Source organism: Salicibibacter cibarius, assembly GCF_016495725.1.
GTDB classification, from domain to species: Bacteria; Bacillota; Bacilli; order Bacillales; family Marinococcaceae; genus Salicibibacter; species Salicibibacter cibarius.
This window is the reverse complement of record NZ_CP054705.1, coordinates 3,341,730-3,367,247: the sequence shown is the minus strand read 5'-3', so window position 1 is coordinate 3,367,247 and position 25,518 is coordinate 3,341,730. Positions and strand designations below refer to the sequence as shown.

The 25,518-nt window shown below is 43.6% G+C and carries 26 protein-coding genes and 1 other annotated feature; of the genes, 25 read left to right on the top strand and 1 reads right to left on the bottom strand.

Features of this window, described 5'->3' with window-relative positions; translation table 11 throughout:
- Nucleotides 1–637: 637 nt before the first annotated feature.
- Nucleotides 638–847: a hypothetical protein gene (locus tag HUG15_RS17115; RefSeq protein ID WP_200129113.1), complete on the bottom strand. Its 210-nt coding sequence runs from the start codon at nucleotides 845–847 to the stop codon at nucleotides 638–640.
- Between the two features lie 129 nt (nucleotides 848–976).
- Nucleotides 977–1,191, top strand: a binding site (T-box leader).
- A gap of 130 nt (nucleotides 1,192–1,321) precedes the next feature.
- Between HUG15_RS17115 and HUG15_RS17110 the strand changes: the two genes are divergently transcribed.
- The 25 genes from HUG15_RS17110 (at nucleotide 1,322) to HUG15_RS16990 (ending at nucleotide 25,308) form a co-directional block, all read left to right on the top strand.
- Nucleotides 1,322–3,964, top strand: a complete 2,643-nt coding sequence (locus tag HUG15_RS17110; protein WP_200124247.1) for a valine--tRNA ligase — start codon at nucleotides 1,322–1,324, stop codon at nucleotides 3,962–3,964.
- 13 nt (nucleotides 3,965–3,977) lie between these two features.
- Nucleotides 3,978–5,273, top strand: a complete 1,296-nt coding sequence (locus HUG15_RS17105; RefSeq protein ID WP_200124246.1) for a bifunctional folylpolyglutamate synthase/dihydrofolate synthase — start codon at nucleotides 3,978–3,980, stop codon at nucleotides 5,271–5,273.
- A 67-nt stretch (nucleotides 5,274–5,340) separates the two neighbouring features.
- On the top strand, nucleotides 5,341–6,093 hold the full coding sequence (locus HUG15_RS17100; RefSeq protein WP_211202256.1) for a prepilin peptidase: 753 nt from the start codon (nucleotides 5,341–5,343) through the stop codon (nucleotides 6,091–6,093).
- Nucleotides 6,094–6,203: 110 nt separating this feature from the next.
- Nucleotides 6,204–7,262 carry a hypothetical protein gene (locus HUG15_RS17095; RefSeq protein WP_211202255.1) on the top strand — a complete coding sequence of 353 codons (1,059 nt, stop codon included), beginning with the start codon at nucleotides 6,204–6,206 and terminating at the stop codon, nucleotides 7,260–7,262.
- A gap of 20 nt (nucleotides 7,263–7,282) precedes the next feature.
- Nucleotides 7,283–7,858, top strand: a complete 576-nt coding sequence (locus HUG15_RS17090; RefSeq protein ID WP_200124243.1) for a Maf family protein — start codon at nucleotides 7,283–7,285, stop codon at nucleotides 7,856–7,858.
- Nucleotides 7,859–8,010: 152 nt separating this feature from the next.
- Complete coding sequence (gene radC / locus HUG15_RS17085; RefSeq protein WP_200129028.1) at nucleotides 8,011–8,658, top strand: RadC family protein; 648 nt, start codon at nucleotides 8,011–8,013, stop codon at nucleotides 8,656–8,658.
- Nucleotides 8,659–8,818: 160 nt separating this feature from the next.
- A complete protein-coding gene (locus HUG15_RS23145) occupies nucleotides 8,819–8,881 on the top strand; it encodes an SEC-C metal-binding domain-containing protein (RefSeq protein ID WP_343073164.1) in 63 nt (20 codons plus the stop codon).
- Nucleotides 8,882–9,303: 422 nt separating this feature from the next.
- Nucleotides 9,304–10,341 (top strand): rod shape-determining protein, encoded by a 1,038-nt coding sequence (locus tag HUG15_RS17075; protein ID WP_200124242.1) that lies wholly within the window; start codon nucleotides 9,304–9,306, stop codon nucleotides 10,339–10,341.
- Nucleotides 10,342–10,551: 210 nt separating this feature from the next.
- Nucleotides 10,552–11,481: a rod shape-determining protein MreC gene (gene mreC, locus HUG15_RS17070; protein ID WP_200124241.1), complete on the top strand. Its 930-nt coding sequence runs from the start codon at nucleotides 10,552–10,554 to the stop codon at nucleotides 11,479–11,481.
- Nucleotides 11,481–12,002, top strand: coding sequence for a rod shape-determining protein MreD (mreD, locus tag HUG15_RS17065; protein WP_200124240.1), 522 nt, complete (start codon nucleotides 11,481–11,483; stop codon nucleotides 12,000–12,002). The genes mreC and mreD overlap by 1 nt, the downstream gene beginning before the upstream one ends.
- Before the next feature lie 85 nt (nucleotides 12,003–12,087).
- Nucleotides 12,088–12,786: a septum site-determining protein MinC gene (locus HUG15_RS17060; RefSeq protein ID WP_211202254.1), complete on the top strand. Its 699-nt coding sequence runs from the start codon at nucleotides 12,088–12,090 to the stop codon at nucleotides 12,784–12,786.
- Between the two features lie 168 nt (nucleotides 12,787–12,954).
- Nucleotides 12,955–13,758 carry a septum site-determining protein MinD gene (gene minD, locus HUG15_RS17055; RefSeq protein ID WP_200124238.1) on the top strand — a complete coding sequence of 268 codons (804 nt, stop codon included), beginning with the start codon at nucleotides 12,955–12,957 and terminating at the stop codon, nucleotides 13,756–13,758.
- 704 nt (nucleotides 13,759–14,462) lie between these two features.
- Entirely contained in the window at nucleotides 14,463–14,660 is a 198-nt protein-coding gene (locus tag HUG15_RS17050) for a hypothetical protein (RefSeq protein ID WP_200124237.1), read from the top strand.
- Between the two features lie 253 nt (nucleotides 14,661–14,913).
- Nucleotides 14,914–16,203: an acyl-CoA thioester hydrolase/BAAT C-terminal domain-containing protein gene (locus HUG15_RS17045; protein WP_200124236.1), complete on the top strand. Its 1,290-nt coding sequence runs from the start codon at nucleotides 14,914–14,916 to the stop codon at nucleotides 16,201–16,203.
- 63 nt (nucleotides 16,204–16,266) lie between these two features.
- Nucleotides 16,267–16,968, top strand: coding sequence for a DUF998 domain-containing protein (locus tag HUG15_RS17040; protein WP_200124235.1), 702 nt, complete (start codon nucleotides 16,267–16,269; stop codon nucleotides 16,966–16,968).
- A gap of 1,512 nt (nucleotides 16,969–18,480) precedes the next feature.
- On the top strand, nucleotides 18,481–18,858 hold the full coding sequence (locus HUG15_RS17035) for a GntR family transcriptional regulator (RefSeq protein WP_200124234.1): 378 nt from the start codon (nucleotides 18,481–18,483) through the stop codon (nucleotides 18,856–18,858).
- A complete protein-coding gene (locus HUG15_RS17030; protein WP_200124233.1) occupies nucleotides 18,855–19,739 on the top strand; it encodes an ATP-binding cassette domain-containing protein in 885 nt (294 codons plus the stop codon). Before HUG15_RS17035 ends, HUG15_RS17030 begins: the two co-directional genes overlap by 4 nt.
- A complete protein-coding gene (locus tag HUG15_RS17025) occupies nucleotides 19,732–20,526 on the top strand; it encodes a hypothetical protein (RefSeq protein ID WP_200124232.1) in 795 nt (264 codons plus the stop codon). The genes HUG15_RS17030 and HUG15_RS17025 overlap by 8 nt, the downstream gene beginning before the upstream one ends.
- Before the next feature lie 212 nt (nucleotides 20,527–20,738).
- Complete coding sequence (locus HUG15_RS17020; RefSeq protein ID WP_200124231.1) at nucleotides 20,739–21,926, top strand: DUF418 domain-containing protein; 1,188 nt, start codon at nucleotides 20,739–20,741, stop codon at nucleotides 21,924–21,926.
- A 243-nt stretch (nucleotides 21,927–22,169) separates the two neighbouring features.
- Nucleotides 22,170–22,931 carry a hypothetical protein gene (locus tag HUG15_RS17015; protein ID WP_200124230.1) on the top strand — a complete coding sequence of 254 codons (762 nt, stop codon included), beginning with the start codon at nucleotides 22,170–22,172 and terminating at the stop codon, nucleotides 22,929–22,931.
- 66 nt (nucleotides 22,932–22,997) lie between these two features.
- Complete coding sequence (locus HUG15_RS17010; RefSeq protein ID WP_200124229.1) at nucleotides 22,998–23,189, top strand: hypothetical protein; 192 nt, start codon at nucleotides 22,998–23,000, stop codon at nucleotides 23,187–23,189.
- Nucleotides 23,190–23,349: 160 nt separating this feature from the next.
- The gene (locus HUG15_RS17005) at nucleotides 23,350–23,586 is read left to right on the top strand and encodes a hypothetical protein (protein WP_200124228.1); all 237 of its coding nucleotides are present in this window, start codon (nucleotides 23,350–23,352) and stop codon (nucleotides 23,584–23,586) included.
- 300 nt (nucleotides 23,587–23,886) lie between these two features.
- On the top strand, nucleotides 23,887–24,270 hold the full coding sequence (locus tag HUG15_RS17000) for a pyridoxamine 5'-phosphate oxidase family protein (protein ID WP_200124227.1): 384 nt from the start codon (nucleotides 23,887–23,889) through the stop codon (nucleotides 24,268–24,270).
- On the top strand, nucleotides 24,228–24,671 hold the full coding sequence (locus HUG15_RS16995) for an Rrf2 family transcriptional regulator (RefSeq protein WP_200124226.1): 444 nt from the start codon (nucleotides 24,228–24,230) through the stop codon (nucleotides 24,669–24,671). The genes HUG15_RS17000 and HUG15_RS16995 overlap by 43 nt, the downstream gene beginning before the upstream one ends.
- A gap of 190 nt (nucleotides 24,672–24,861) precedes the next feature.
- Nucleotides 24,862–25,308: a hypothetical protein gene (locus HUG15_RS16990; protein ID WP_200124225.1), complete on the top strand. Its 447-nt coding sequence runs from the start codon at nucleotides 24,862–24,864 to the stop codon at nucleotides 25,306–25,308.
- Nucleotides 25,309–25,518 lie beyond the last annotated feature (210 nt).

The following is a 25,518-nucleotide window of genomic DNA, read 5'->3' as shown; positions in this document are numbered from 1 at the left end:
TCTTCTTGCGAAGCAGGATTCCCCGGTCACCATGAAACGGTTCATGGTGACCGAACACGACAGCCAATCGCTCGTTCGGTCGCCATGAGGCAGCTATGCCGACCGAATTCTTTCGATACAAGCCTTTTCGGTCATCATGAAGCGGCTATGACACCTGAATTCTTTCGATTCAGGCCATTACGGTCGTCATAAAACGGTTATGGCGACCGAACATGAGAACCGACCGCTTTTTCGGTCGCCATGATGCGGTAAATTGTCCGTTAGGGAACCAGAAGCGTTGCCGACCGAACTTCTTTCCAACTGTCCCCGTGATCGGTTAATTAAGCCACCTTGCACTAGTGGGCTGTGCCGGGAAAGCATTCCTGAAACACAGTACTAGTCCGGCATGGTCGTTTTTTATGTAGGCGCCAAGCCCTTTGCAAACAATCGAACCATGATGCCTGAAAATGAAAAAAGCTGGGCGTACGGTCGCCATGAACGGTTTATAGTGTCCGAAAACGAAAAGTAGACAAGCTTTCGGTCTTCATGAAAGGGTTATGGAGCCTGAAAACGAAGGAATGTTACGAATTTGGTCTCCACGAGGGAGTGGCGTGGAAACGCGCCAAGGCACATTTCACCGGCTTATACGAGAAACGTATCAATATGGTTTTTTTCGGAAATACCAATAAGAAGAAACAAGGATGACTAAAAGAAGCACATCAAACGTTGTGGGCAAAAAAATCGTACGGATCGTTTGAAAGCAAATAATGATCAATAAAATTTGTGCGGCGGCATATCGCCACTTAAAAAACACAGGCGGGCGCTTTTTCCCGTAACCGGGTGGTGGTTTGTAATAATGGCGTGCCATATCAGGTTCCTTCCCCTTTCCGATTATTAATACATCCTATGTGTGAGGGAGATGGGCTGATACCTTTTTATTTCCTTCGTTGACGAAATTGTTTCCGTTGCGTAGAATAAAGGAAAATCATGAGGTAATCCAAAAGCAATGAAACGGAAGGAGTAGGCACTGATCCCTCTACAGAAAAGGAATCCACGGCTGGAAGGTTCCCGAGGGCGCTCGTGCTGAAGTCGTCTGTATAGCTGCTGTTCCGAATAAAAGTAAGAACGGCCGTTGGCAATGTTACAGCTATCCGAGTGTATGAATCATCGTTCATAAACAAAGGTGGTACCGCGAGCGCTTTCGTCCTTTGAGGGAGGAAGCGCTTTTTTTGGTAGGCAAGAAATTATAATCAACTTTCTTACCTACATAAGTGCAACTAAAACTTTTCGCCATAATAGCTTGGCGAAAAGCCAAGTTTTCTAATCTAAGGAGGCTTTAATAATGGTTGAAATGGAAAAGAAGTATGATCCAAAACGGACGGAAACGAAATGGTATCCGTTCTGGGTAAATAATGGTTATTTTGAAGCGACGACAGTGGGAGAGCGCAAAGGAGAACCTTTTTCGATTGTGATCCCCCCTCCGAATGTGACCGGCCGTCTTCATCTCGGGCATGCGTGGGATGTGACGCTTCAGGATATTATTGCGCGCCAAAAACGGATGGAAGGCCGTGATATGCTTTGGCTGCCGGGGATGGATCACGCCGGCATTGCCACCCAAGCAAAGGTGGAGGCCCGACTGAGAGACAAAGGACAAAACCGCCATGATCTCGGACGTGAGAAATTTCTTGACGTCAGCTGGGATTGGAAAGAAGAGTATGCTAATTTTATTCGTGAACAGTGGGCAACGCTCGGACTGTCCCTTGATTATACGCGAGAGCGATTCACGCTGGAAAACGATCTTTCCAATGCGGTGCGGGAGGTTTTTGTTCGCCTTTATGAAAAAGGCCTCATCTACCGCGGCAAGTATATTATCAACTGGGACCCAACGGCCCAAACGGCACTTTCCGATATTGAAGTGGAATATAAAGAGGTCGAAGGCGCAATGTATCACATGAAGTACCCATTGAAAAACGGCGAAGGCCATATTGAAGTGGCGACAACCCGTCCGGAGACGATGCTCGGAGATACGGCAGTCGCGGTGCATCCGGATGATGAACGCTATCAATCGCTTATCGGGGAAACGGTTATTTTACCGATCGTTGAAAGGGAAATCCCGATTGTCGCTGATGACTACGTAGACCGGGAATTTGGTTCGGGAGCGGTGAAAATAACACCTGCCCATGACCCAAATGACTTTGAGATGGGCGAGCGTCATGATCTTCCGAGCGTATTGGTGATGGATGAAGCGGGTGTTATGAATGAAAACGCCGGCGATTACCAGGGGCTTGACCGATTTGAGTGTCGCAAAACGATCGTCCGGGATTTACAAGCGGCGGACACGATGTTTCATGTCGAGACGCACATGCACGCTGTTGGCCATTCCGAACGTTCAGGGGCAGTCGTCGAACCGTATCTCTCCACCCAATGGTTCGTGGACATGAAACCGTTGGCACAAGCGGCGATTGATCTGCAAAACCAAAATGAAAAAGTCCGTTTCGTCCCACCTCGCTTTGAAAATACGTATTTGCAATGGCTTGAAAATATTCGCGATTGGTGCATTTCCAGGCAGCTATGGTGGGGACACCGCATTCCGGCTTGGTACCATAAGGAAACTGGAGAGATGCATGTCGGAAAAGAAGCGCCCGCCGACAGCGAAAACTGGGAGCAAGATGAAGATGTGCTCGACACGTGGTTCAGCTCAGCGTTATGGCCGTTTTCTACGATGGGCTGGCCGGAGACAGAGGCGGAAGATTTTCAACATTTTTATCCGACCAATGTGCTTGTGACCGGCTATGACATTATCTTTTTCTGGGTCTCCCGCATGATTTTTCAAGGTTTGGAGTTTACGGGCGAGCGTCCGTTTCAAGATGTGCTAATCCATGGGCTTGTGCGTGACTCAGAAGGACGGAAAATGAGCAAATCCCTCGGCAACGGGGTAGACCCGATGGATGTTGTGGAACAATATGGGGCAGACGCGTTGCGCTTCACATTGGCAACAGGTACATCCCCGGGGAACGATTTAACGTTTCAATGGGATAAGGTGACGGCAAACTGGAATTTCGGCAATAAGATCTGGAACGCCTCTAGGTTTGCGCTCCTGAATATGGAAGGAATGGCTCATAAGGATATTGACTTGGGTGAAGTGACGGCAACGGCCGACCGTTGGATTCTCACGAAATTGCAACAGACCATCTCTCACGTGACCCAAATGATGGATCGCTACGAATTCGGTGAGGCCGGAAGGGCGCTCTACAACTTCATTTGGGATGATGTTTGCGATTGGTATATTGAAATGGCCAAACTCCCCCTTTACGGAGAAAATGAAAAAGAAAAACAGACGGCACGCTCGGTGCTCGCTCATGTGCTTGATGAAACATTGCGCCTCTTGCATCCATTCATGCCCTTCTTAACCGAAGAAATTTGGCAGCACCTTCCGCACGATGGAGAGACGATAACACGCGCAGCGTGGCCGAAGGCAAATGAACAATGGATCGATGAAGAAGCGCTGACGGATATGGAATTGTATCAAACGGTCATTCGCACGGTTCGCAACACCAAGGCGGAAATGGACGTTCCGCCACGAAAAGAAATCCCGCTCCATTTAAAACCGACCTCTGAGGATGCAAAAGAACGATTGTTGCGCGGGCAACCGTATCTAGAAAATTTTTGTAACCCGGAAACGCTGGAAATCAGCATGGACCTCGAAGTGCCGGATCAGGCAATTTCCCATGTGTTAAGCGGCGTGGAACTCTATATTCCGCAAGCCGGGCTCGTCGATATCAACGCGGAACTGGAACGGCTGCAAACAGAAAAAGAAAAAATGGATAAAGAAGTCGAGCGTTTGGATCAAAAACTTGCCAACGAAGGTTTTGTAACGAATGCCCCAGCCGACGTTGTAGAAAAGGAACGCGCAAAGCACGCGGATTATGTTGAGAAACGCAAAACGATTTTGGAACAAATGAATGAGTTAGCGAAAAACAAATAAGGAGCAAGCATGGATGGACACATTTGATGAAGTGCTGACGTGGTTAAAAAGCCATCGTCCATTCGGGATAAAGCCGGGGCTCGAGCGTGTCGAACACTTATTGGCGGCACTCGACCATCCCGAGCGCCGTCTCCTGTCGGTCCATATCGGCGGAACGAATGGAAAAGGGTCAACGCTCACGTATGTACAATCGATTTTACAAGCATCGGGGCTAACGGTAGGAACGTTTACGTCCCCCTACATCATTCAATTTGAAGAGCGCATCAGCGTTAACGGCACCCCCATCCCGCGAGAAGATTTTATTTCAGCGGCACGTGCCGTTCGACCCCACGCGGTTGCTCTTGAAAATACGGAGTGGGGACCCCCGACAGAGTTCGAAATATTAACCGTGATTGCGAACTGGTATTTTGCCAAAATTGCCGTTCCCGATATCGTCTTATGGGAAGTGGGGCTTGGCGGGCGTTTGGATTCGACGAATGTCATTCAACCAATGCTAAGCGCGATCACGAACGTCGGGAAAGACCATATGCATATTCTTGGTTCGGAAATCACCGATATCGCCAAAGAAAAAGCAGGGATTATCAAACCTGCCGTCCCGATGATCACTGCTTGTCAGGATCCGGAAGCGTCAACGATCATCCGCGCGCGAGCTGTGGAGATGCGCGCGCCGTATTACGCGCTCCGAGAGCATTTTGAACTGATCGATGGATCCATGGATGAAGATGGAGGGACATTTTCCGTACGCACGCCGTTTCATTGCTATCAGAATCTGCGTGTGTTCCTGCGAGGGGAGCATCAGCTGAAAAATGGCGCCCTTGCTGTCATGATCGCCGATTATCTGCGCGTCTACCGTTCCTTTCCGATTGATGAACAATTGCTTGCGGAAGGGTTGGCAAAAGCTTTTTGGCCGGGGCGACTTGAAAAAGTACAAGCGTCCCCGCTCGTGCTCATGGATGGCGCGCATAATCCGGAAGGCATCGAACATTTGGCACGTTATCTTGCAGAGGTATATCCAGACCGAACGCTTCATATTTTAACAGCTTTCACTAAAGAAAAAGATCCGTCAACGTTGTTTGCTCCTTTGCTCTCTTTGGCTCCTGCAAGCTTTATCACAACGACATTTTCTCATCCAAGAGCAGCAGACCCTAGGCACGTTTCGCCGGATACGGAAGTCTTTGACGATTGGGAAAAAGGGTACAATGAACTGATCAAACGTGCGAAAGCGAATGATATCATTGTGTTTGCCGGCTCTTTATACTTTATCTCGGACGTGCGGCAAAATTTTTATGAAAAAAATGCAGGAAAATGAAAGGGAACGGCGAATAGTGATAAGTAGAGTGGTTGGTTATATCGGGGTTTAAGAAAAGAGGTTCCTTTTGCTTCCTGAAGTGGTTGTTATTTTGATACTGGGGCTTGTGTTCGGATCATTTTTCCAAGTTGTCGGTGTACGCGTGCCGGTGGGGAAGCCGATCGCTTGGAGCCGATCCGTATGCCCCAATTGTCAATCGACATTGCAGGCACGTGATCTTTTTCCCGTTTTTTCCTTCCTATCTACGTTGGGCCGCTGCCGCTATTGTTCCGCGCTTATCCCTTCGCAATATTTCATTGCGGAGATTTCCACTGCTTTTCTCTTCGTTCTTGTTTACGTTCGCTATTACCCCTTTTCGACTGAAATGCTCGTCGCGTTCCTCGTCCTTTCTCTCGTTATCATCGTTACCATCACCGATCTACGTTATATGCGAATTCCAAACGTTATTCTTCTCTTTTTTGCCTCGCTGTTCGTTGTGATCCGTCTTTTCATCGATCCCCATGAACCTTGGTGGAGTCCGTTTTTGGCCGCAGCAATCATCTTTGTCATCCTGTATTTCATTTTACGCTTAAGCGGGGGAGGAATCGGTGGCGGAGACGTTAAATTTTTTGCTGTGCTCGGTCTCGCGTTCGGTTTTTGGGATTTGTTGCTCGTGTTTTTTCTCTCGACACTTTTCGGCACATTGATCGGTTTGGTGGCATTTGCAATCGGTCGTTTGCAAACAGGCCAACCCTTCCCGTTTGCTCCGAGCATTGCGTTAGCGGCGGTGACCGTTCTATTATTCGGAGATTCGGTTTGGAGTTTGTATCCAATGCATTAAATCGTTATTTTGTCGGACAGTCGCAAATGCTTATTGACAAAACTCATCATCCTTCTGATTGCATCTGTGATAAGGTGAGTCATCAGAAGACGGATGGTGAGGAGGCTGAAATGGGACAAGGCCACCGCAAAATAACCTTTAAGATAAACGGCCGGGAAGTAACGAATAACGAAGAGAATCATGAAGGTCGGGAGGATGAGAACAAACACGGCACCGAGAAAGCGCAGACCGTTAAGGAACCAAAAGAACCGAGGCAAACAGTGACGAAGCAAAAAGATATCGGGGCCACCTCTTCCGGCGGAGAATTTGGAAGCGGCATCAAGGAAAACTATACCGTAGGGAGGGGGCAACGTGAAGTAGCCGATCTTAGCGAAAAACGGAGAGAATGGGCAGAGCGGGACCGTCAACCGTTAACAGACAGTCCCGGGTTGCCCCTTCATCGGAAAAAAAAGAAGCCGGAAGTTCCCCGATCAAAAAAAGGGGGTTCATTCAAGCATCTTAAAATGCCCGTAACCATCGCCGCGGCCTTAATTCTTGGGTTAATGTTTGGTCTCCCTTTGCTCCAACTAGCGACAAATTTTTCGCTGACTCCCGATGCCGGCACAGCGGGCAGTACTTCTGACGCTCAATCCGGCTCCATTGCTGTTGACGAAGAAGAGGGTATGGAAGAAATGCAGTTGGATATTGTACAGGCAGGGGCATTTTCCACGAATGAAGCCGGACAGGAAATGCAAGAGGTATTTTCCGAAGCAGATTTTCCGGCGCTCTTGCATGAGGATGAAAACGAAGAGATGATTTATTTGTATGTTGGAATGACTGCCCGGGGCGAAGCAGAAGACGAGATGATCCCGGAAATAAACGAAGAAGGGTTAGAAGGCTATGTGAAGACATTATCGGTTCCGATCGCAGCAGAAGGAATGGATGAAGAGACAGAACAACTGGCAAGTGATGTAGGAGAAGCTTTATTAACCGGGTTAGATGCGACTAGCCCGAGTGGAGATCGGGAAGAAGCGGAACGCGCGCTCGCGGCGATCGATATGGATTTACTAGAAGGAGACGAGCGTTTTTCAGAAACGATCCAAGCTTTGCACGAGGAAGGAAACGTCGAGGAACACGAAGCCTGGATGGAAGCAACGTTAGCTTTCGAAAACTGGGTGAATAGTTACTAGAAGAACGGAGTTTTTAAACGATGTTGATTCTAGCGTCTGCTTCATCGCGCCGACAGCAATTATTAAACGAGAGCGGCTATGCATATACCGTCGCGATCAGTAATATAGAAGAAAAAATCAATGATGAACAAACGCCTGCGGATAATGCCGTTCAATTGGCAACGGCTAAAGCTGCTGACGTATACAATCGCTATCCGGATGCTGTCATCCTCGCGGCGGATACGATCGTGGCCATCGATGGCGGTTTGCTCGGGAAACCGATGGATGAAAGCGATGCTGTCCGTATGCTTACCCATTTGTCCGGAAAGAAACACGAGGTGTATACCGGTGTTTGCATAAAACAGGGAACAAAAACACGTGCATGGACGGAAAAGACGAACGTTTATTTTCATCACTTAAGCGAGCAGTGTATCCAAGCGTATGTTGAAACAGGCGAACCGATGGATAAAGCCGGCGCCTACGGCATCCAAGGCAAAGGCGCTCGCTTGGTCGAAAGATTTGCCGGTGATTATTATAATGTCGTCGGTTTGCCTATTGCGAAAGTAGTTCGCGTCCTGAGAGATTTTCAAATTTATCCTGGTGGCGAGCGCTCGTGATTTTGGAGGAGCCAAAAGCAGTAAAGTTGAAAATGGCTGATAAACTGTTTGTTTTGATGGAAGTTTCGTTTTATTTCCAATGGAAAAATCATGAATGAGGTGAAGAATTGACACAATCCTCCGCGACAAAACCCACCCTTCCGCTCCAAGAAATGCCCCGTGAACGGCTCGTTCAAGAAGGGGCCGATCACCTTTCCAATCAGGAACTTCTCGCTATTTTGTTACGAACGGGAACGACGAGTGAAACCGTCTTGCAGTTGGCGCACCGTCTTCTTTCCGCATTCGATGGCATCATGATGCTAAAAGAAGCCAGTCTCGAAGAATTGCAGGCGATAAAAGGCATCGGGCAAGTGAAGGCGATCGAATTGCTTGCAGCGCTGGAACTTGGAAAACGCATCCACACCACGCACCAAGGAGAAAGGTATTCTATCAAAACCCCCGAAGACGTCACCGATTACGTCATGGAAGAAATGCGTTTTCTCACCCAAGAACACTTTGTGGCCATTTATCTAAATACGAAAAATCAGGTGTTGCACAAAAAAACACTGTTTATAGGTAGCCTAAATGCTTCGATAGTCCATCCACGGGAAGTATTCAAAGAAGCGCTGCGGCGGTCGGCGGCTTCCATCGTTTGTTTGCATAATCATCCTTCCGGTGATCCGTCCCCGAGCAAGGAAGACCGTGAAGTCACGAAGCGTCTCGTTGAATGCGGCAAAGTCCTTGGTGTTGAAGTGTTGGATCATATTATCATTGGCGACCGACGTTATACTAGCTTACGTGAACATGGGATTATTCCTTAGTATAGGCAGTTGACCAGTGCATATGGCACTGGTCTATTTTTGGAATAAAATGGATAATTACAAACAGATCACTTACACACAAAAGAGTAAAATGCTATAATACAGAAATAGCAAAAAGCAATGCTGCACCAAAAGAAGAACCCGGCTAAAAAGTGAAAAAATTGAACGCATCGAGCCGTGTCCCTGCGGAAGCGGAAAGAAATACAAAAAATGTTGCGGATAGACGACGATACAGCAACGAAGGCTGCCCCGGAGGTGGCCTTTTATATTGTCTCGCGTGATTGTGAAAGATCATGTAGGAAAAGCGATGCAATCGTTTAGAAATGATTGAAATCAGTGATTGGTCCAAAAGTTCCCGTATTGCTCGTTTCCCCAGTTGTTATCCCCGACTCTTTTCATCCGGAATATAGATGAGAGTGTGACGAATTAAGGAAATTTATGAAAGCTTGGTGAAATGCTATGTTTTTCGGAAGATATTGCGTATAATGTATAGGGGAATTTTAGATGGAATCACAACGATTTTAGGGTTGTGTTTGGAGCATCATTTTCAATAAAATGAAGAAGTGTAACGTTTTTTTTGATGAAGCGACAATAATGAACAGGGATAAAATAATAAGCAGGGTAATAATGAAGGGAGATACATAGATGTTTGGTGGTTTTTCAAAGGATTTAGGGATTGACTTAGGAACGGCGAATACGCTCGTCTACGTAAAAGGAAAAGGGGTTGTTGTAAGAGAGCCTTCCGTCGTTGCGATTCGTTCGGACTCACAAACGATTGAAGCTGTCGGTGATGATGCGAAAAATATGATTGGACGCACCCCCGGAAACATTGTAGCAACCCGGCCGATGAAAGACGGCGTGATTGCCGACTTCGATACGACCGCGACAATGATGAAATATTTTATTCGCCAAGCACAGAAAAGCCGCTCCATATTCACACGTAAACCGAATGTCATGGTTTGTGTGCCTTCGGGAATTACTGCCGTGGAAAAAAGAGCGGTGGAAGACGCGACAAAACAAGCAGGTGCCCGCGAGGCGTACACGATTGAAGAACCGTTTGCTTCCGCAATCGGGGCAGATCTTCCGGTGTGGGAACCGACCGGGAGCATGGTCGTTGATATCGGTGGCGGTACGACGGAAGTGGCGATTATCTCCCTTGGCGGAATTGTGACCAGTCAGTCGATCCGTGTGGCCGGAGATGAGTTGGATGAAGCAATTATTCAATACATTAAAAAGACATACAATCTCATGATTGGTGAACGCACGAGTGAAAGTTTAAAAATGGAAATTGGATCAGCGGACAAATTGGAAAACGTGAGCAGTATGGATATTCGTGGACGAGATCTTGTTACCGGGTTGCCAAAAACGATAACGATTCAATCGGATGAGATTTCCCACGCGATAAGCGATACCGTCAATACCATTGTGGAGACTGTAAAAGTAACGCTCGAACGGACACCGCCGGAGTTGGCCGCGGATATTATGGATCGGGGCATTGTGCTGACCGGTGGCGGCTCTCTTTTAAACGGCCTTGATAAAGTGCTCGGTGAGGAGACGGATATGCCGGTACTTGTTGCAGAGAATCCGTTGGATTGTGTTGCGTTGGGAACAGGCAGAGCATTAGAGAATCTTCATCTGTTTCGATCTCGCGCCGGAATCACCGCACGGTCGAACCGTAAATGACGAAAACTTCCATCAGAGGGGGACATCCCTCTCTGAGACTTTTAACGCACGCCGGCAATGGCCACTTTGTCCTGTGGCAATGCCGGCACTAGCATCGGAATCCGGAAATTGGAAGAGCCTGAAAAGCCCTTTTCCGACTTCTGGCCTCTGAAATCTGACCTCCGGAATAACGGAGATTGTTCAAGAAGATCAATCTAGAAGGTGTCGTCCATGCCCCATTTTTTTTCTAATAAACGTTTGATATTGCTTATGGTCAGTATTATTGTCCTTGTTATTTTAGTCGGTTTGACGTTGAATGAACGAGAAGAAGTGACGTGGCCCGAGCAATTTATTAATGATTCCGTCGGTGTCGTTCAATCTGCTTTTCAACGTCCGGCGAACTTTTTCAGCGGTATTTTTAATGATATCTCTGATATCGTAAATATTTATGAAGAAAATGAACGATTGAAATCCCAGATGGATGATTATGCATTTCTGTCTTCAGAAGTTGAGGGGCTGCGGGAAGAAAATGCCAGTTTGCAGGAAGCGCAGGAAATGGAGGAAAGCTTGGGCGATTATTCGAGTTTGACGGCCCTTGTGATTGAACGCCAGCCGGACCGCTGGACTGAAACGATCGGGATTAACCGTGGTTCCCAACATGGGGTGGAAAATGATATGGCGGTGATTTCCGCAGGTGGATTGATTGGCCGTGTTCAACATACCGGAATGTTTACCTCCCAAGTACAATTGTTATCCGACGGAGAGCGCATGAATAGGATCTCCGCGATGGTAGCCATCGAAGATGAAGATCCTGCCTATGGATTCATCGAAGGTTGGGACGAGGAAGAAGATGCGTTTATTCTTAGCACAATTGACGCAGAAACCGAGCTCGAAGAGGGACAGGAAGTAAGAACCTCGGGGCTGGGAGGACTTGGGTTTCCCGCCGACCTTCCCATCGGAGAAGTCACAGGAGTGGAGACCGACGAATACGGCCTAACGTTAAATGCTTTTGTGGAGCCGGCCGCTGACTATCACAATATCGAACATGTCATGGTGCTTGACCGTAACAGCCCCGCACTTGAAGACTTTGAGGAAGAAGAAGCGGAAACTGAAGAGGTCGAGGAACCGGTGGAGCTTGAGCCTGAAGGGAGCCCGGATTGATGCGTTATTTGCTCCCCGTCCTCATCGCCGTTGTATTTTTAATTGAAGGAACGTGGTTTCAGGTATTGGTCCCGCCGACAGATGAATTTGTATGGGTTCCGCGCTTCGCATTTGTGATGATCGTTATCATATCCATGTACAAAGGGGCGTTAACCGGACTCATCTATGGGGGTATCACCGGTCTTTTTCAAGATGTGGTCTATTCGTCATTGATCGGTGTATATATGTTCTCATACGGCTTCCTTGCCTATATGGGCGGTGTCTCCTATGAATCGGTAAGGAACCGGCCAATGCTTGTATTGCTGGTGATCGTGCTTGCTGTCAGCGCTTTGGAGCTGCTAACTTACGGTATCTATCAAGGGATTGGCTATACGTCGGCTGCCTTCGGAGACTTTGCTTGGCAACGTTGGTTGCCCTCCGTTTTACTAAACGGCGCTTTCGGTATTTTGATCATGTTCCCGATGCGAAAAATTTTTAACAGATTGGAACGTGAAGACCGTTTTAAGAAAGCATCGTTATAGGAAAGAAGAAGGAAAAAGCACAACAAACATCGAAACTATCAAAAGGACGACATAGCTAAGACCTGAAATGAATCGGGGTGAGCGAGTGAAAACGGGCTATTCAAATCAATTCGTAACGATAAAAGGGACAAAAGAAGGGCTAATCGTTCATCTTGATGACCGGTGCGCTTACACTGAACTAATGGACGAGCTAAGCGCGAAAATGACGGAAAACATGAACGGGAATGAACAAAATAAAGAAGTGCATGTACGTGTCCATGTAGGGAAGCGCTACGTGGATGACGGGCAACGGGAAGAAATCCGTTCCACGATCGAACAGTCGGGCGCGATCATCGTTAGCGAAATTGTCTCTGATGTGATCACAATGGCGGAAGCCATGAAAATAAAGGAAGATAACCAAATCCAATCCTATCCCCACCTCGTTCGCTCCGGTCAAGTGCTGAGTGTGAAAGGGGACGCTTTAATTCTCGGGGACGTGAATCCCGGAGGAACGGTTGAAGCTACCGGGGATGTGTTCGTGTTGGGAGCTTTGAAAGGAACGGCCCGTGCCGGAACGGAAGGAAACAATGAAGCGGTGGTTGCAGCCGCGATATTGGCGCCTTCCCAAATGATGATTGCAGATCATTTATACTTAACCGAATTAACGCGCGAGGAATTGGCGAAAGAAGCTACGTACACGTGGCCTCGTTATGCATACGTCGATAAGGAACAACAAGCGATTGAATTTCACCCGATGGGTAGTTTAGCGGAGCTGCGAAAACAAAGAAATAAAGACAGAGAATAGGGGGCCAACTCCGAAATCTATGGTTGGCAAACGGGTTATGCACTATGATAATCACTACGGAAAAACACTGCATGTTTTTCCGTAGCTAGCTAAATGTCATTGCCATAATTATTTACTGAGATCAACGATAGATTTTAATGAAGAGCCAGAATAAGGAGGGGAAACGTTGTGGGAGAGGCTATCGTCATCACATCAGGAAAAGGCGGCGTTGGAAAAACAACGACATCGGCGAATATTGGGACGGCTTTGGCATTGCAAGGAAAACAAGTTTGCCTGCTAGATACCGATATTGGGCTGCGAAACCTTGATGTTGTTATGGGGTTGGAAAATCGAATCATTTATGATCTGGTAGATGTTCTGGAAGAACGCTGTAAAGTTCAACAAGCGCTGATCCGGGATAAACGTTTCGATTGTCTGCACTTGCTCCCCGCGGCGCAAACCAAGGAAAAATCAGCAGTCACGCCGGAGCAAATGGAGGAAATTGTTAATGAATTAAAACCAAATTACGATTACCTGATTATCGATTCTCCGGCCGGCATCGAGCATGGGTTTCGCATCGCGGTCGCCGGCGCCGATCAAGCAATTGTCGTTACTACTCCTGATACATCAGCTGTCCGCGATGCCGACCGTATTATTGGTTTATTGGAACAAGAGGATATCCCTTCGCCGAAATTGATTGTAAACCGTGTTCGTACAAATACATCGAAAGATGAAACTGAGGAAATGTTGGATGTGGACGATGTCGCGGCCACGTTGGCCATCGATCTTCTCGGCATTGTCTTTAATGATGAAAATGTTTTACGTGCCGCCAATAAAGGTGAGCCCGTAGCGACAACCCCGAACACAACCGCCTCACTCGCGTATCGAAACATTGCCAGACGCATCCTCGGGGAATCCGTCCCCCTCCTTTCCATTGAACCAAAAAAAGGATTTCTTGCGAAGGTAAAAAAAATATTCGGGATTGAAGCATGATGGGATAAGTTGAATAAACCGCATGAAATCAGACGAAAAACCTTGATTTCATGCGGTTTTTGTTAACTTTGATATAAACATCTACACTGAAACCGATTACTAGTGTATATGGGTTTAAATCATCGCTCACACCCTTGGTTTTATAAATGACGTTCCGCCCATGCTTTCGTTTGACGTAAAAAGCTCAGTATTGGCGCCACAATCGCCGGGTGACGCCAAAAAGTTAGTCGGCTCTTGATTATTTGGCGTCACAAACGCCGGGTGGCGCCAAAAGTTAGTCGATTTTTGATTATTTGGCGCCACACCCAAAAGTGATCACTTATTTCAGCCGTTCTGCACTTATTTACTGTAAAAGCGTCATTTTTTTAACCTGAAAGTGAAGATCAGTGCTGAAAGACCTGCGGTAATATGTCCAGACTAATGGAATGAAAAGAAAAAAGGCATCGATCTGGTATCCCTTTGTTAAAAGAATACGTTGAGATTAATGATAGATACTACAGATAATTCTTTGCCTATATTACTAGTCTTGCATGGTGGTCTCGGGGTAGGGAGGTTGGTGTTATATTAAATTGAAAGTTTTATGCAAATTTGGAGAAAAGGAGATTGGTGGTTAGTGGTTCTAAGAATCCGTATTTGATACAATAAAGATGTTCAACAATCGGCCATTTAATTGAATAAGTGTAGTAGTGCTAGGAGGTGTTTTCGTGGTTCACCCATTAATGGCTTTACTTATAATTGTTGCTGCTACTTACGGAGGTTATTGCATCTTTAAAGAGGATCTTAAAAAAACAGGATGGTTGGAAAAGATGTCTAGGGCAGGAAAGATCACAATATTTTCTGTATGTATCATACTGGCAGGAGCGTTTTATGTAATCATTAGTTGGCAATACATTAGTTTTTAAATAGCCCAAAAAACGATTGCTTTTAAGTGAGGCTTTGCAATTAACGAACGCAATTCTGGAATAACAGGGGGATGCGCATTGGACTTCTGCTTACGCTATAGCAGGCATTGGAGGAGCACTTGCTACCTCAATATATATGTTCTGCGCGCTTATAAAGCTATGGCACTTGAAAATGGTGTGAACTATTAATTTTCGGTATTTCAATAAAAGAAAGAAAAGAAATATACAGGCCTTAGAAGGAGCTGTTCTTTCGGTGAAAGAAAGACCCGCGATCATCATCGATAAACTTCATTCTTATATCGATGAGGAGATTCATATAAAAGTGATAAACTGTGAACCAAATGAAATGATTACACTGAAGGCAAAAATGCTCGACGACGAGGGGAAGAATTTTGAATCAGAAGCCACTTTTCAAACAAATAAAGATGGGGTGGTTTCAGTTTCTCATGATAAACCTGTAAAGGGGTCGTATAACGATATCGACAGCTTTGGATTATTTTGGTCTATGGAAGAACGACATTCGAAACATGGTGATTTTTTTGACAAACAAAATGCAAGCTCAGTTTCGGTGGATCTTTCTTTGGAAATATCGGAAAAAACTCTCAATACGGCTAAGATAACCCGTCACTTTTATAGAGAAGATATAAAAAAAGAAGTCATAAAATCAAATGAATTCACAGCGGTTTTATATCATCCGGCGAAGGAAGGAACATACCCGGGCGTGTTACTTTTAGGCGGATCGGATGGGGGTTATTTGGAATCGGCTGCAGCTCTGTTAGCTTCTTATGGATATATGGTACTGTCATTGGCTTATTTTGGTACGCAAAACGTCCCGGATAACTTAGAAAGAATTCCTTTAGAGTATTTTGAAAAAGCTACCCAGTGGTTAAAAAAACATCCATTTGTGAATCAACAAGTATCAGTGATCGGATTCTCAAGAGGAGGAGAACTGGCTCTTCTGTTGGGCGCGACTTATGATGAATATAAAGCCGTGATTGCAGTTTCACCAAGCAGTTATGTCACATCGGGGATGAAAAACAGCACATTTGCTCCCATTCCTTCATGGACATTCAATGGACAGGATTTACCTTATATGAAATTTTCTTATCCTCCCTCCATGATTTTCTCCACGTTCTTTAATTGGATATTCAAGCGTCCATCTTCTTTCTTATCCATTTGGAGTCGTACGATGAAAGATGAAAAGAAAATAGAAGATGCACGGATTCGTGTGGAAAATATCCATGCTTCTGTTCTGACGATCTCCGGGAGTGATGACCAATTATGGCCATCCGAGAAATTTATCAAAATGATGGAGAAGCGTTTATCGAATCATCACTATCAACACAAACACCTTTTCTACGAAGCAGCCGGTCATTTCTTGGCTTTTCCGTACAGTTTTCCCTCGATTCCAAGTAACATCATTATGCAGTTGGGCAAAGGCATGGCAATAAACTTCGGTGGGACAAAGTCAGCGAATGCCAGGGCAACAATAGATGGATGGGGAAAAATAAAGGAATTCCTAAAACAATCCATGCATGAATAAAGGCTATGCTGCTATCGGCGCTTTAATTGAATTCTGGATATTTATACAGTCGGGGTGAATAGTATGGCTCTACCTTATTTCTTAATGGCTTCGTTAGCCATTTTTGCTATATGCGCGGCTCTTTTACTTAGGCATCAACGCGCTATAACGGCTAAGATTGGTTTTATATGCTGGATATCACTAAGTGTATATTTCATTATCGATTACCTCGTTATTCAAGCGACCACGACCCCGTATAATTTTCTTGAACAGCCTATGAGTGATCTTGGTGTAACGACGTGTGGAACCGATACATATGTGCTTTCATCTTTGGAAATCTGTTCACCCTATCATTTACTGATGAATTGGACGTTTACATTTACAGGTATTGTGATTTTTGTTGGGGCAATTTTCTTACACCAATTTTGGCAGGATAATCGAAAAACCAGAATTGCTACCATTTTTCTTATCATCTTTGGTTTCAGTTATACAATGGCTGGTATCTTTCCTGCTGATGTAAATTTTCTTTGGCATACCCTTCCCTCCATTCCAGGGATGATTGTTCAAATACCAGCTTTAATTTTGATTGCTTTGTCCATTCGCAAAGAAATGCCAAAGTTATCGGTTTGGACATTCATTTGTGCGCTGATTACCACAACAGCCCTGATACTTATGTCTTTATATTCATTTATCGATCTCTTTGGTCTTTTGCAACGAATCCTCTATGGATCTGTTTATTTATGGATGATCATTACAGCGATTACTCTTTGGCGAAAGAAAGCTTGAATTTAAGTTTGAACAGATTTATGTTTTAGTTCTGATCTTAGGCAAACGGAGCGCAAATTGATAATAAAGATTTCACTTGTTTTGGAAGTGTCCACTTTATTCATGCTAACATTGAAAAACGAGGAGGGATATGGTGAGCACAGGTGTCTGGATCGCTATGGGGATTGCAATAGCTGCCGCACTAGGTTTGTTTGGAAAGTCACAAAAGAAAGAAAAAAATTAGTAATCAATCCTCCTGATAGGAGCGTTAGCTAGAATGGAAATAAAGATTGTGCCACTTTTGCTTTAAAGATCATGATTGTTTAATCATAAATTAAAATGGTAGGGGGAGTGTGTATGGAGCTGGATTATGTAAAGGATTATGCGATGTACACAGCAATTTTCGGTATGTTTAGTTTAGTTCGGGTGGGCACAGGAAAATCCGAGAGAAAATTGGCGCAAGTATATTGGGATTGCTTCCGGAATTGCGTTGATCGTATGCTTGGTTGGTGTGTACTTAAGCGTAATTCACTGGGATGCGGCTACTACATTGTCAAAAGAGGCCGTATATACGAACTACCTAATTGTTTTCTACACTAAATTTTTTATTGCAGGCATCGGCGCTTTCTTTTTGATTCGAAGTAAAAAAAAGGACTATATCGCTCCGTGGATTGCTTTGATCATGAAGAGGTGTCAGCGATTGATGGACAATCATTATTTTTGGATGATGGCAAAGCTTTAATCTATGATCGTGAGAAACTTTATATTCGAATATGGACGAATGTTAGTTTTGATATTTCACGAACAAGCGCTTGCATTGAATAATGTTTTAGCGCTCGTTTTTATTTTTAAGGCAAATTTTTTTTAAAGTGTCTCCGGTAATACATAAGAAATGACAAATGTCACTACTTCTCATTAGACATCCAATTTATACTGCAATCAAATCTTATTGAGCGGATTGTAAAAATGACAAAATGGATGTTGTTGATTCTTCAAAACGTTCGCTTGCTCCAGACATTGCAAGAGAGGTTTTATGCTTTTATTAATTGCCATGGCTTATGCACCAACATACCTGTTCAATGTAGAAGTCGACGTATATACTCGTCCAGCTGGTGGTCCATCGTTTGATCACACCGTAAATTTTTTAAGCGTCATCTTCTTGGATAGCAGAGCCTATCCAACTCTTGGCTTGCATGTTTTCCCATTTGTGAACACACGTCCTTTTTAGATTGAGGTTGATAATATCCTAGTCAATTTTTTCCTTGTCCACTTTCTAGTCTAACTTTATTATAGGCCAATATTTAGGAACAGAACGATGTGGATTGTTCCAATTTTTTCATAGGGTTCGGAATTTATTTTATGTCGTGATCTTGAAAAATAAGCTTATGAATCGTTTTCTTACAGGGAATCAGTGAAGGATGGGATATTATTTACAAATCATGTGTTGACAATTGAATATGCCCCTGATACGGTTATATACATAAGTATATAACCATATATGTATATAATAAATAAAAAGAGTGGGCGATCGATATGGTAAAACCTTTTGACCAGGATAAACCAATCTATGTGCAGGTCCGGGAAAAGATTGAGGATCAAATCATTAGTGAACAACTAAAAGAAGGCGATCAAGCACCTTCAACAAATCAACTTGTTCATTTTTATAAAATCAACCATGTCACTGCCGCTAAAGGGGTTAATCCACTTGTTGATGAAGGGATTCTGTATAAAAAGAGAGGGCTCGGGATGTTTGTTGAAGTCGGGGCGAGAGAAAAACTGATCCAAAAACAAAAAGAATCCTTTGTTGAAGATTATGTTGTGAAGTTAGTGCATGAGGCAGAAAAGTTGGAAATCACTGAAGATGAAATCATTACATTTATAAAAAATGTCAAAGGTCGTGGTGCAGAATGAAGGTTGAAAGTAGAAATTTACATTTACGTTTTGGCAATTTTACAGCTCTCAACGATCTAACATTTGAGTTAAGCGATGAGAAAATATATGGACTGCTGGGCAGAAATGGGGCAGGGAAAACAACGCTGCTATCGATCATGGCAGCATTCCGTGAATCCTCATCCGGCTCCATTGCCATTAATGGAGAAGAGCCGTTTGAAAATGCCAAAATCATGCAGCAAATCGCTTTTATGTATGACAAGGATTATAGTGATGAATCTGAAAATGCGAAGTCTATCCTCGAATTTGCAGAGCGATACAGACCCAATTTCGACATGGATTATGCAGACTATCTGATTGACCGGTTTAAGCTTGACAAAAAGAAGTCGATCAGTAAATTTTCAAAGGGGATGCAATCCGCGTTCAATGTCATCATGGGTTTAGTGGCAAGGACACCGATCACAATATTTGATGAGGCATATCTTGGCATGGATGCGCCGTCAAGAAATATCTTTTACGAAGAATTATTGGAGGATCAACAAAACCATCCAAGAATCATGATTCTGTCCACACACTTCGTATCTGAAATGGATTATTTGTTTGATGAAGTCGTGATATTACACGAGGGGAACATGCTTCTGCAAGAAGAAACGGATGCGCTGCTTGCGAAGGGCGCCACGATGACCGGTCATGCCGATATCGTTGATGACGTTGTCCAATCCAAGCAACAGATTAATGTACAGTATTTGGGGCAGACAAAAGCGGTAACGGTGTATGGAGAACTAAGTGATGAGGAGACGAAAATGGCAGTGAAACAAGGCCTTGAAGTCACACCGGTTTCACTCCAAGATTTGTTTATTCATTTGACAAAGGGGACAGACGAGGATGAATCAAGTGTCTAATTTTCCTAAAGTCACAGCAGATATGTTACGGACGCAATTACACTCGACATTAGGATTTCTAGGTGTAATGTTAGCCATTCAGATTATTCGAATCATTTTTGGGGGAAGTGACGTTGACGGTTATTACATGTCGATTTTAATTGCGGCCAATATTTACATGTTTATCATAGGGATGACTTTTAGTACCTCCCTTCCTCATTATGTTCAAAATGGGGTGACAAGAAAAGATTTTTTTAATGGGACACTGCTCGCTTCCATTGGGATGGCTGTTTTTATTCCTGTTATGACGCTCGCATTATCGTTGTTGGAACGATTTATCATGGGCAATATCGCCAACATTCAACTTGGGGATTCCGATATTAATACAGCTTTGAATGCATTCGAAGCTTCCGGTCATGTCATCGGCGATATTATTGGCAGTATTGTCAGCCATACGGTTCAGGCGTTCATTTTAACGCCTTACGTTGATCCCGCGAGTAACTGGTTCTTGGCTATTGGTGTCTTTTCATTAAATATCTTTATGTTTTATTTACTTGGCTGGTTGATCAGCGCAAGTTTTTCCCGATTGGGTGTTGGAGCCGGCTTGGCATTTATTGCCTTGGCCATCATGATTTCAATACTGGGAGATACGCTGCAAAGAGTTTCTCTGGATTTACCTGTGTTGAACACATTTACAATGGTAGAATCTCTGCCGTTAGGGGTTACCATTCCCGGATTATTGCTTGTCATTCTGATTCCTATTTGGCTGATCCGTCTATTGACAAAACGAACGCCTATTAAAATGTAGAGGTAGATATTTCTTCTGTTGGTTGGATTGTTTTTCTTGGGAAAGGGGCGCAATTCTTTGAGGAATTGCGCTTCTCCTTGAGAAAAAGATGATTGAAGTCTTGTATAAATTAGAACAATAAAAAATCATGAGAATTATATTTGTTTTAGGAATGATCAAATGAGCAAACTTAAATTGTTGTTGAAAAGAAAATTGATTGATGGGGTGATGATGTGAAAAATAACAAAATGAATGCTGCTGATTATTCAGAACGTTCGCTTGCTCCGGACATTTCAAGGGGTTTTATGCTTTTATTAATCGCCATGGCGTATGCACCAACATACCTGTTCAATATAGAAACCGGCGTATATACTCGTCCAGCCGGCGGGACATTGTTGGATCAGACCGTAAATTTTTTAAGTTTACTTTTCTTGGATAGCAGAGCTTATCCAATGTTTGCCGTATTATTCGGGATGGGATTGGCAATCGTCGTTAATCGGCAAATGGAAAAGGGCATGGGTGAAACAGATATTAAAAAGTTAATTCGACGTAGAGGTTTGTTTCTATTACTTTTTGGGGTCGTTCACGGTACGTTCGTTTATAGCGGCGAGATTCTTGGCCCCTATGGGTTATCTATTTTACTCATCAGCTGGTTGCTTTATCGGTCGAATCGAGCCCTTTTCACAACATCTGCTTTACTCACGCCGTTTTTTATCATCACTGCAATGGCTATGGGATTAGGGCTCTTTATGGATGATACAGCCTCCTATGCATTGCCTGATTACTCTTTAATAGGCATCGTTGAACGATTGATTTCTTACCCATTCGGCATGTTAACGAGTCTGCTTTTCTATCCAATTATCATCATCATATTGTTAGGTGTTTGGGCAGGCAGAAAAGGCTTTCTTTTACAACCGGAGAAACATCGCAAATTTCTAACCGTCGTTTCTATCGTTGGTATTCTTGTATCGGTTGCTGGCGCGATCCCCGTTGCGCTTATTGGAGGTGAGGTATGGTCTCCGGATCCCATGGTTGGGGGTGTGCTATTTGGTGTGCAAATTTTGACAGGCGTTTTTGGCGGGATTGGGTATGCAGCTTTATTTGGCTTATTCAGTATTCCATTATCTAAAAAACCGGGAATGATCACGCGTGCGCTCGCAGCTGCAGGGAAACGTTCCCTCACTTGCTACATCCTTCAATCGACCATTATTGCCATTATTCTCTCAGAGCCTTTACTTGGGTTAGGCGGGATGGTCCACGCTACAGGTGCAGCATTGATCGCCATATTCGCTTGGTTAATTGGGGTCTTATTCTCGATCGTTTTGGAAAAACGGGGGCAGAAAGGCCCTCTGGATGCGTTGCTTCGACGTCTGATTCATTCACGCAAAAGACAAGAACAAGAGAAGGGGTTATGTAGATAGACGATTTGCCTTTCCTATGCAAATGGAGGGCGCATTTTAAGGAGAATGATCATGTGGTTAACAAAGCTGTTCAAATCTGCAGGAGGTTATTGCTATGATTCAATGATTTTTTCCTAGCTTGTTCATCAGAATCAGTAAAAATGAATGAGAAAACGGCGATAGGAACATATGCGATAAGCGAAAGGAATGAGTCATATGTGTCGGAATAACATAAACGATAAAACTCAGAATGTATTATTTGTCATGGATGTTGATGCATTTAGTCTCCACACGTTTAAAAAAGTATATCATTACGTCATGCGTTTAAACGTTAAAGTGAACATACTATTTTTAAAAGCTGCAACAGATGAGAGGAAAGATGAAACATTATTTATGAATGACGAATTAACTAAATTGGTTTTCCAGGAGAAAGTCGCGAACGTTTGGACGGAAACAGTTTATGATTTCGGAGTTGATACCTTTTATGATTCAGAGGTTTATATCAATAATCTTAAAAAGGAATATATCACACCGCATCATATAACGCATTTGATAATGGTCAACTTTAAAGAAACATGGCTTGGGGATCTTTTTAAAGGCTCGCTTAGCGAAACTTTAGCCACTTCTTTTCTGGGTATAGATTCAGCAGTCATCGGTTCTGGTCAGGCACACCCTTTTAACAAAGAAGAATTTGCTGCTGGAAAATGGGCTTGGATATCGAAAAGCGAAGAAAATAAGGTGATGCATATGAGTCGTAAATCAGGAGATATGTCAGGATTATACTTTAAGAAAAAAGCCACAGACTTTGACCATGGCATTTTTATGAAGGGGTTATCAGCGGGAGAAACGCAATATAAACTATACAAAGTCACAGATGGAGAAGTTAAGGCGAACGCTCCGATGACCAATCGCACGATTGATGCCATCACATTTCACGGGGATGGCTGCTTCAATAGGCTTATTCGAGATGTATTGGCAAAAACTGCCCTGCTCACTCCTCGACGTTGTGAAAGGCCCAAACAATAAGTGATTTACTTTATGATGCTTCTGGCTAGTCACAAAGGCAAAATAAACAAAAGGGGGGAAGCAGTGATGGATCAACTGGAATGTGTAATGGCCGTTCAACGTCGAGCGGATAAGCTGCTGAAAAAAACAGTGATGTCTGAACATGATGCTTATTCTTATGCGATTCATGAGTTCATGCGTGAGCAAAGAAAGAAGATGCCCGCGGCTAAGGCGGATCACCTTTATGCCTTTTTGCTTCGTAATTTTGGGATTGAATAGGATAAGCGGCTTAGCCATTATCCCAAATTGTGGAATAAAAAACAATATATGATAAATAATTGCTAATCCTTAGCTAAAATAAGAGTCAATTGTGAACGAAGTAAAGATGTGAAAACGAATCACTAGCTTGCAATAATACAGAATGATCTAAAGACATCGAATGATCAAGGTACAAAACTATAAGAATGAGTTTTCAGAAGGGAAGATAGGAAATGTTATGACTAGAAAAAAAGAGAATGATAGGATTTTAAAGAAGACAAAAGACTATAAGGATATGGAACATGAAGTTAAGAAACTATTAGAAACAACTACAGAGGTAAAGACAGTTGTGATATTGATGAAGGAGTACGATTTGTCATTGTTAGAGGCAAGGAAAATCATTGATTCAGTAAAATAACGTGGATCTTTGGATAAGAAGCACTTGTTCAATTAGAGCGTCTCAATTTGCGGTATGGTGTAATTATATACTATTCCACTAAAGTTTATATTATTTTTGAGAATTCTGTGGAAAGGAAAGGTGACAATGACTGAAATCTTCATTATCGTTACTGTAGTAGCAATCGGAGGCATTATCTCCAGCGTGTCAATGCAAAAGAAGAACAAGAAGTGACACGGGCTGCGGCTTGTTGCAAAGACTTACTCCTTTGGATGACTTTTCTATATTTTGATGTATCCCGAATATAAGGGAAATGGGGTTATGGAAATTTCAGGAAATATAACTGAAAATCCCCATATAGGGTTGTTATTTATCGATTTCTTTGAGGATCAAATAGGATTACACGTTAACGGAAGCGCTTCAATTTATGAAAAAGACGAAATAACGACATTAGAAATATCAGACAAGATCATCAATGACATTGAAGAAACGGAAAGAAGCAAAGCGGAATGCTGGGTGGTGATCGAAGTGGAGGAATGCTATATCCATTGTTCCAAGCACATACCGAAGCTAAAAAAACTGGATCAAGAGGGAACGAAAAACGGTGGAGATTTTTTAAAACAAAGCAAGATGAAAATGAATAAAAGAAGGGAGGGGGCGTCGTGCAACTCACCTCTTATACCGACTATTCATTGCGTGTATTGATTTATACGGGGAACCTGCCGAAGGGAGGTCGCACTTCCATTAAAGAGATTGCCATAGCTTACCGGCTTTCAAACAATCATTTGCAAAAAATCGTCCATGCACTCGGGAGAAAAAACTATATTCAGACGATTCGCGGACGTAACGGTGGGATAAAGCTTGGCATGAAGCCAGAAAATATCAATATCGGAACATTGGTTCGGGAGTTTGAAGATATGGCGTTAGCGGACTGTTTTAGTGATCATCCGATTTGCGCCATCAGTTCAGTTTGCCGTCTGAAAGGCGTGTTGCAGCAGACAAACAAAGCTTTCCTGGAAGTGCTCAATGGATATACACTCGCGGATTTATTGATCAACAAAGAGGCGTTGACGGAGATTTTCCAAGCGCAAATCAGCGAGCGTTAAAGGAGGAAATAACTTCATAAGAAACTTACGTTCTTTCATTAATGGACCATTATCTTGAATAATGTGTTGTGAATGTAATGAAAATTGATTTATGCATATATAACTTTGGAAACATTCTTGTTGCGACAAGATTGGAAAAACTCATCCCTGATACAGTAGGGTGAACCGTTGAAATGATTGGAGAGAAACAATGATTAAAATGGCATTAATGGCTTTGAGAAAGTTAGCCGAAGTTATTTTGGCTGCTTTTACTTTTGGTATTGTTGTAGCTATCATATCCTCTGCTCCGGCGGAGCCAACAGATCCGGCTATCTGGTCTTTTGAAGACACTTTTCTATTTGTTTTCGTCTATTCTCCTATTTTTTTCTTATTTATAGGCATTCCTGCCTCCATTTTCATTGAGGGGATCATGAAGAAAATAAACCTCCGGAATTGCGTGTATACGCACCTCGTCCATTTTATCCTTTATGTTTCTGCAGGTTCACTGTTGGGAACGATGGTTGCGTTGTTTTTCATCGCCGAGGGGTTTGAAGTATATATTGTAGTTTGGAGTACGATAGCAGCACTATGCTTTTATGTTGCTTTAATAGGTCTGAATAAAATCATTCAGTTTTCCAAGGAACATGATGAAGAATGATCATATGTCAATAAAGGTGTTCATATCTGCACCCGATTGTGAAATAACACTATGGAATTTTAGTTACATCTAACATAAGTTAACAGTGTTCCATGATAATTAAGTTCTATACTAAAAATGGGTCGGGTTGCACACATGGCATGTATGGTTCAGCCGTTTAATGTCTTTATGCGTGTCTACGAAGACGATCACTCATTCTAAAGCGAGTGG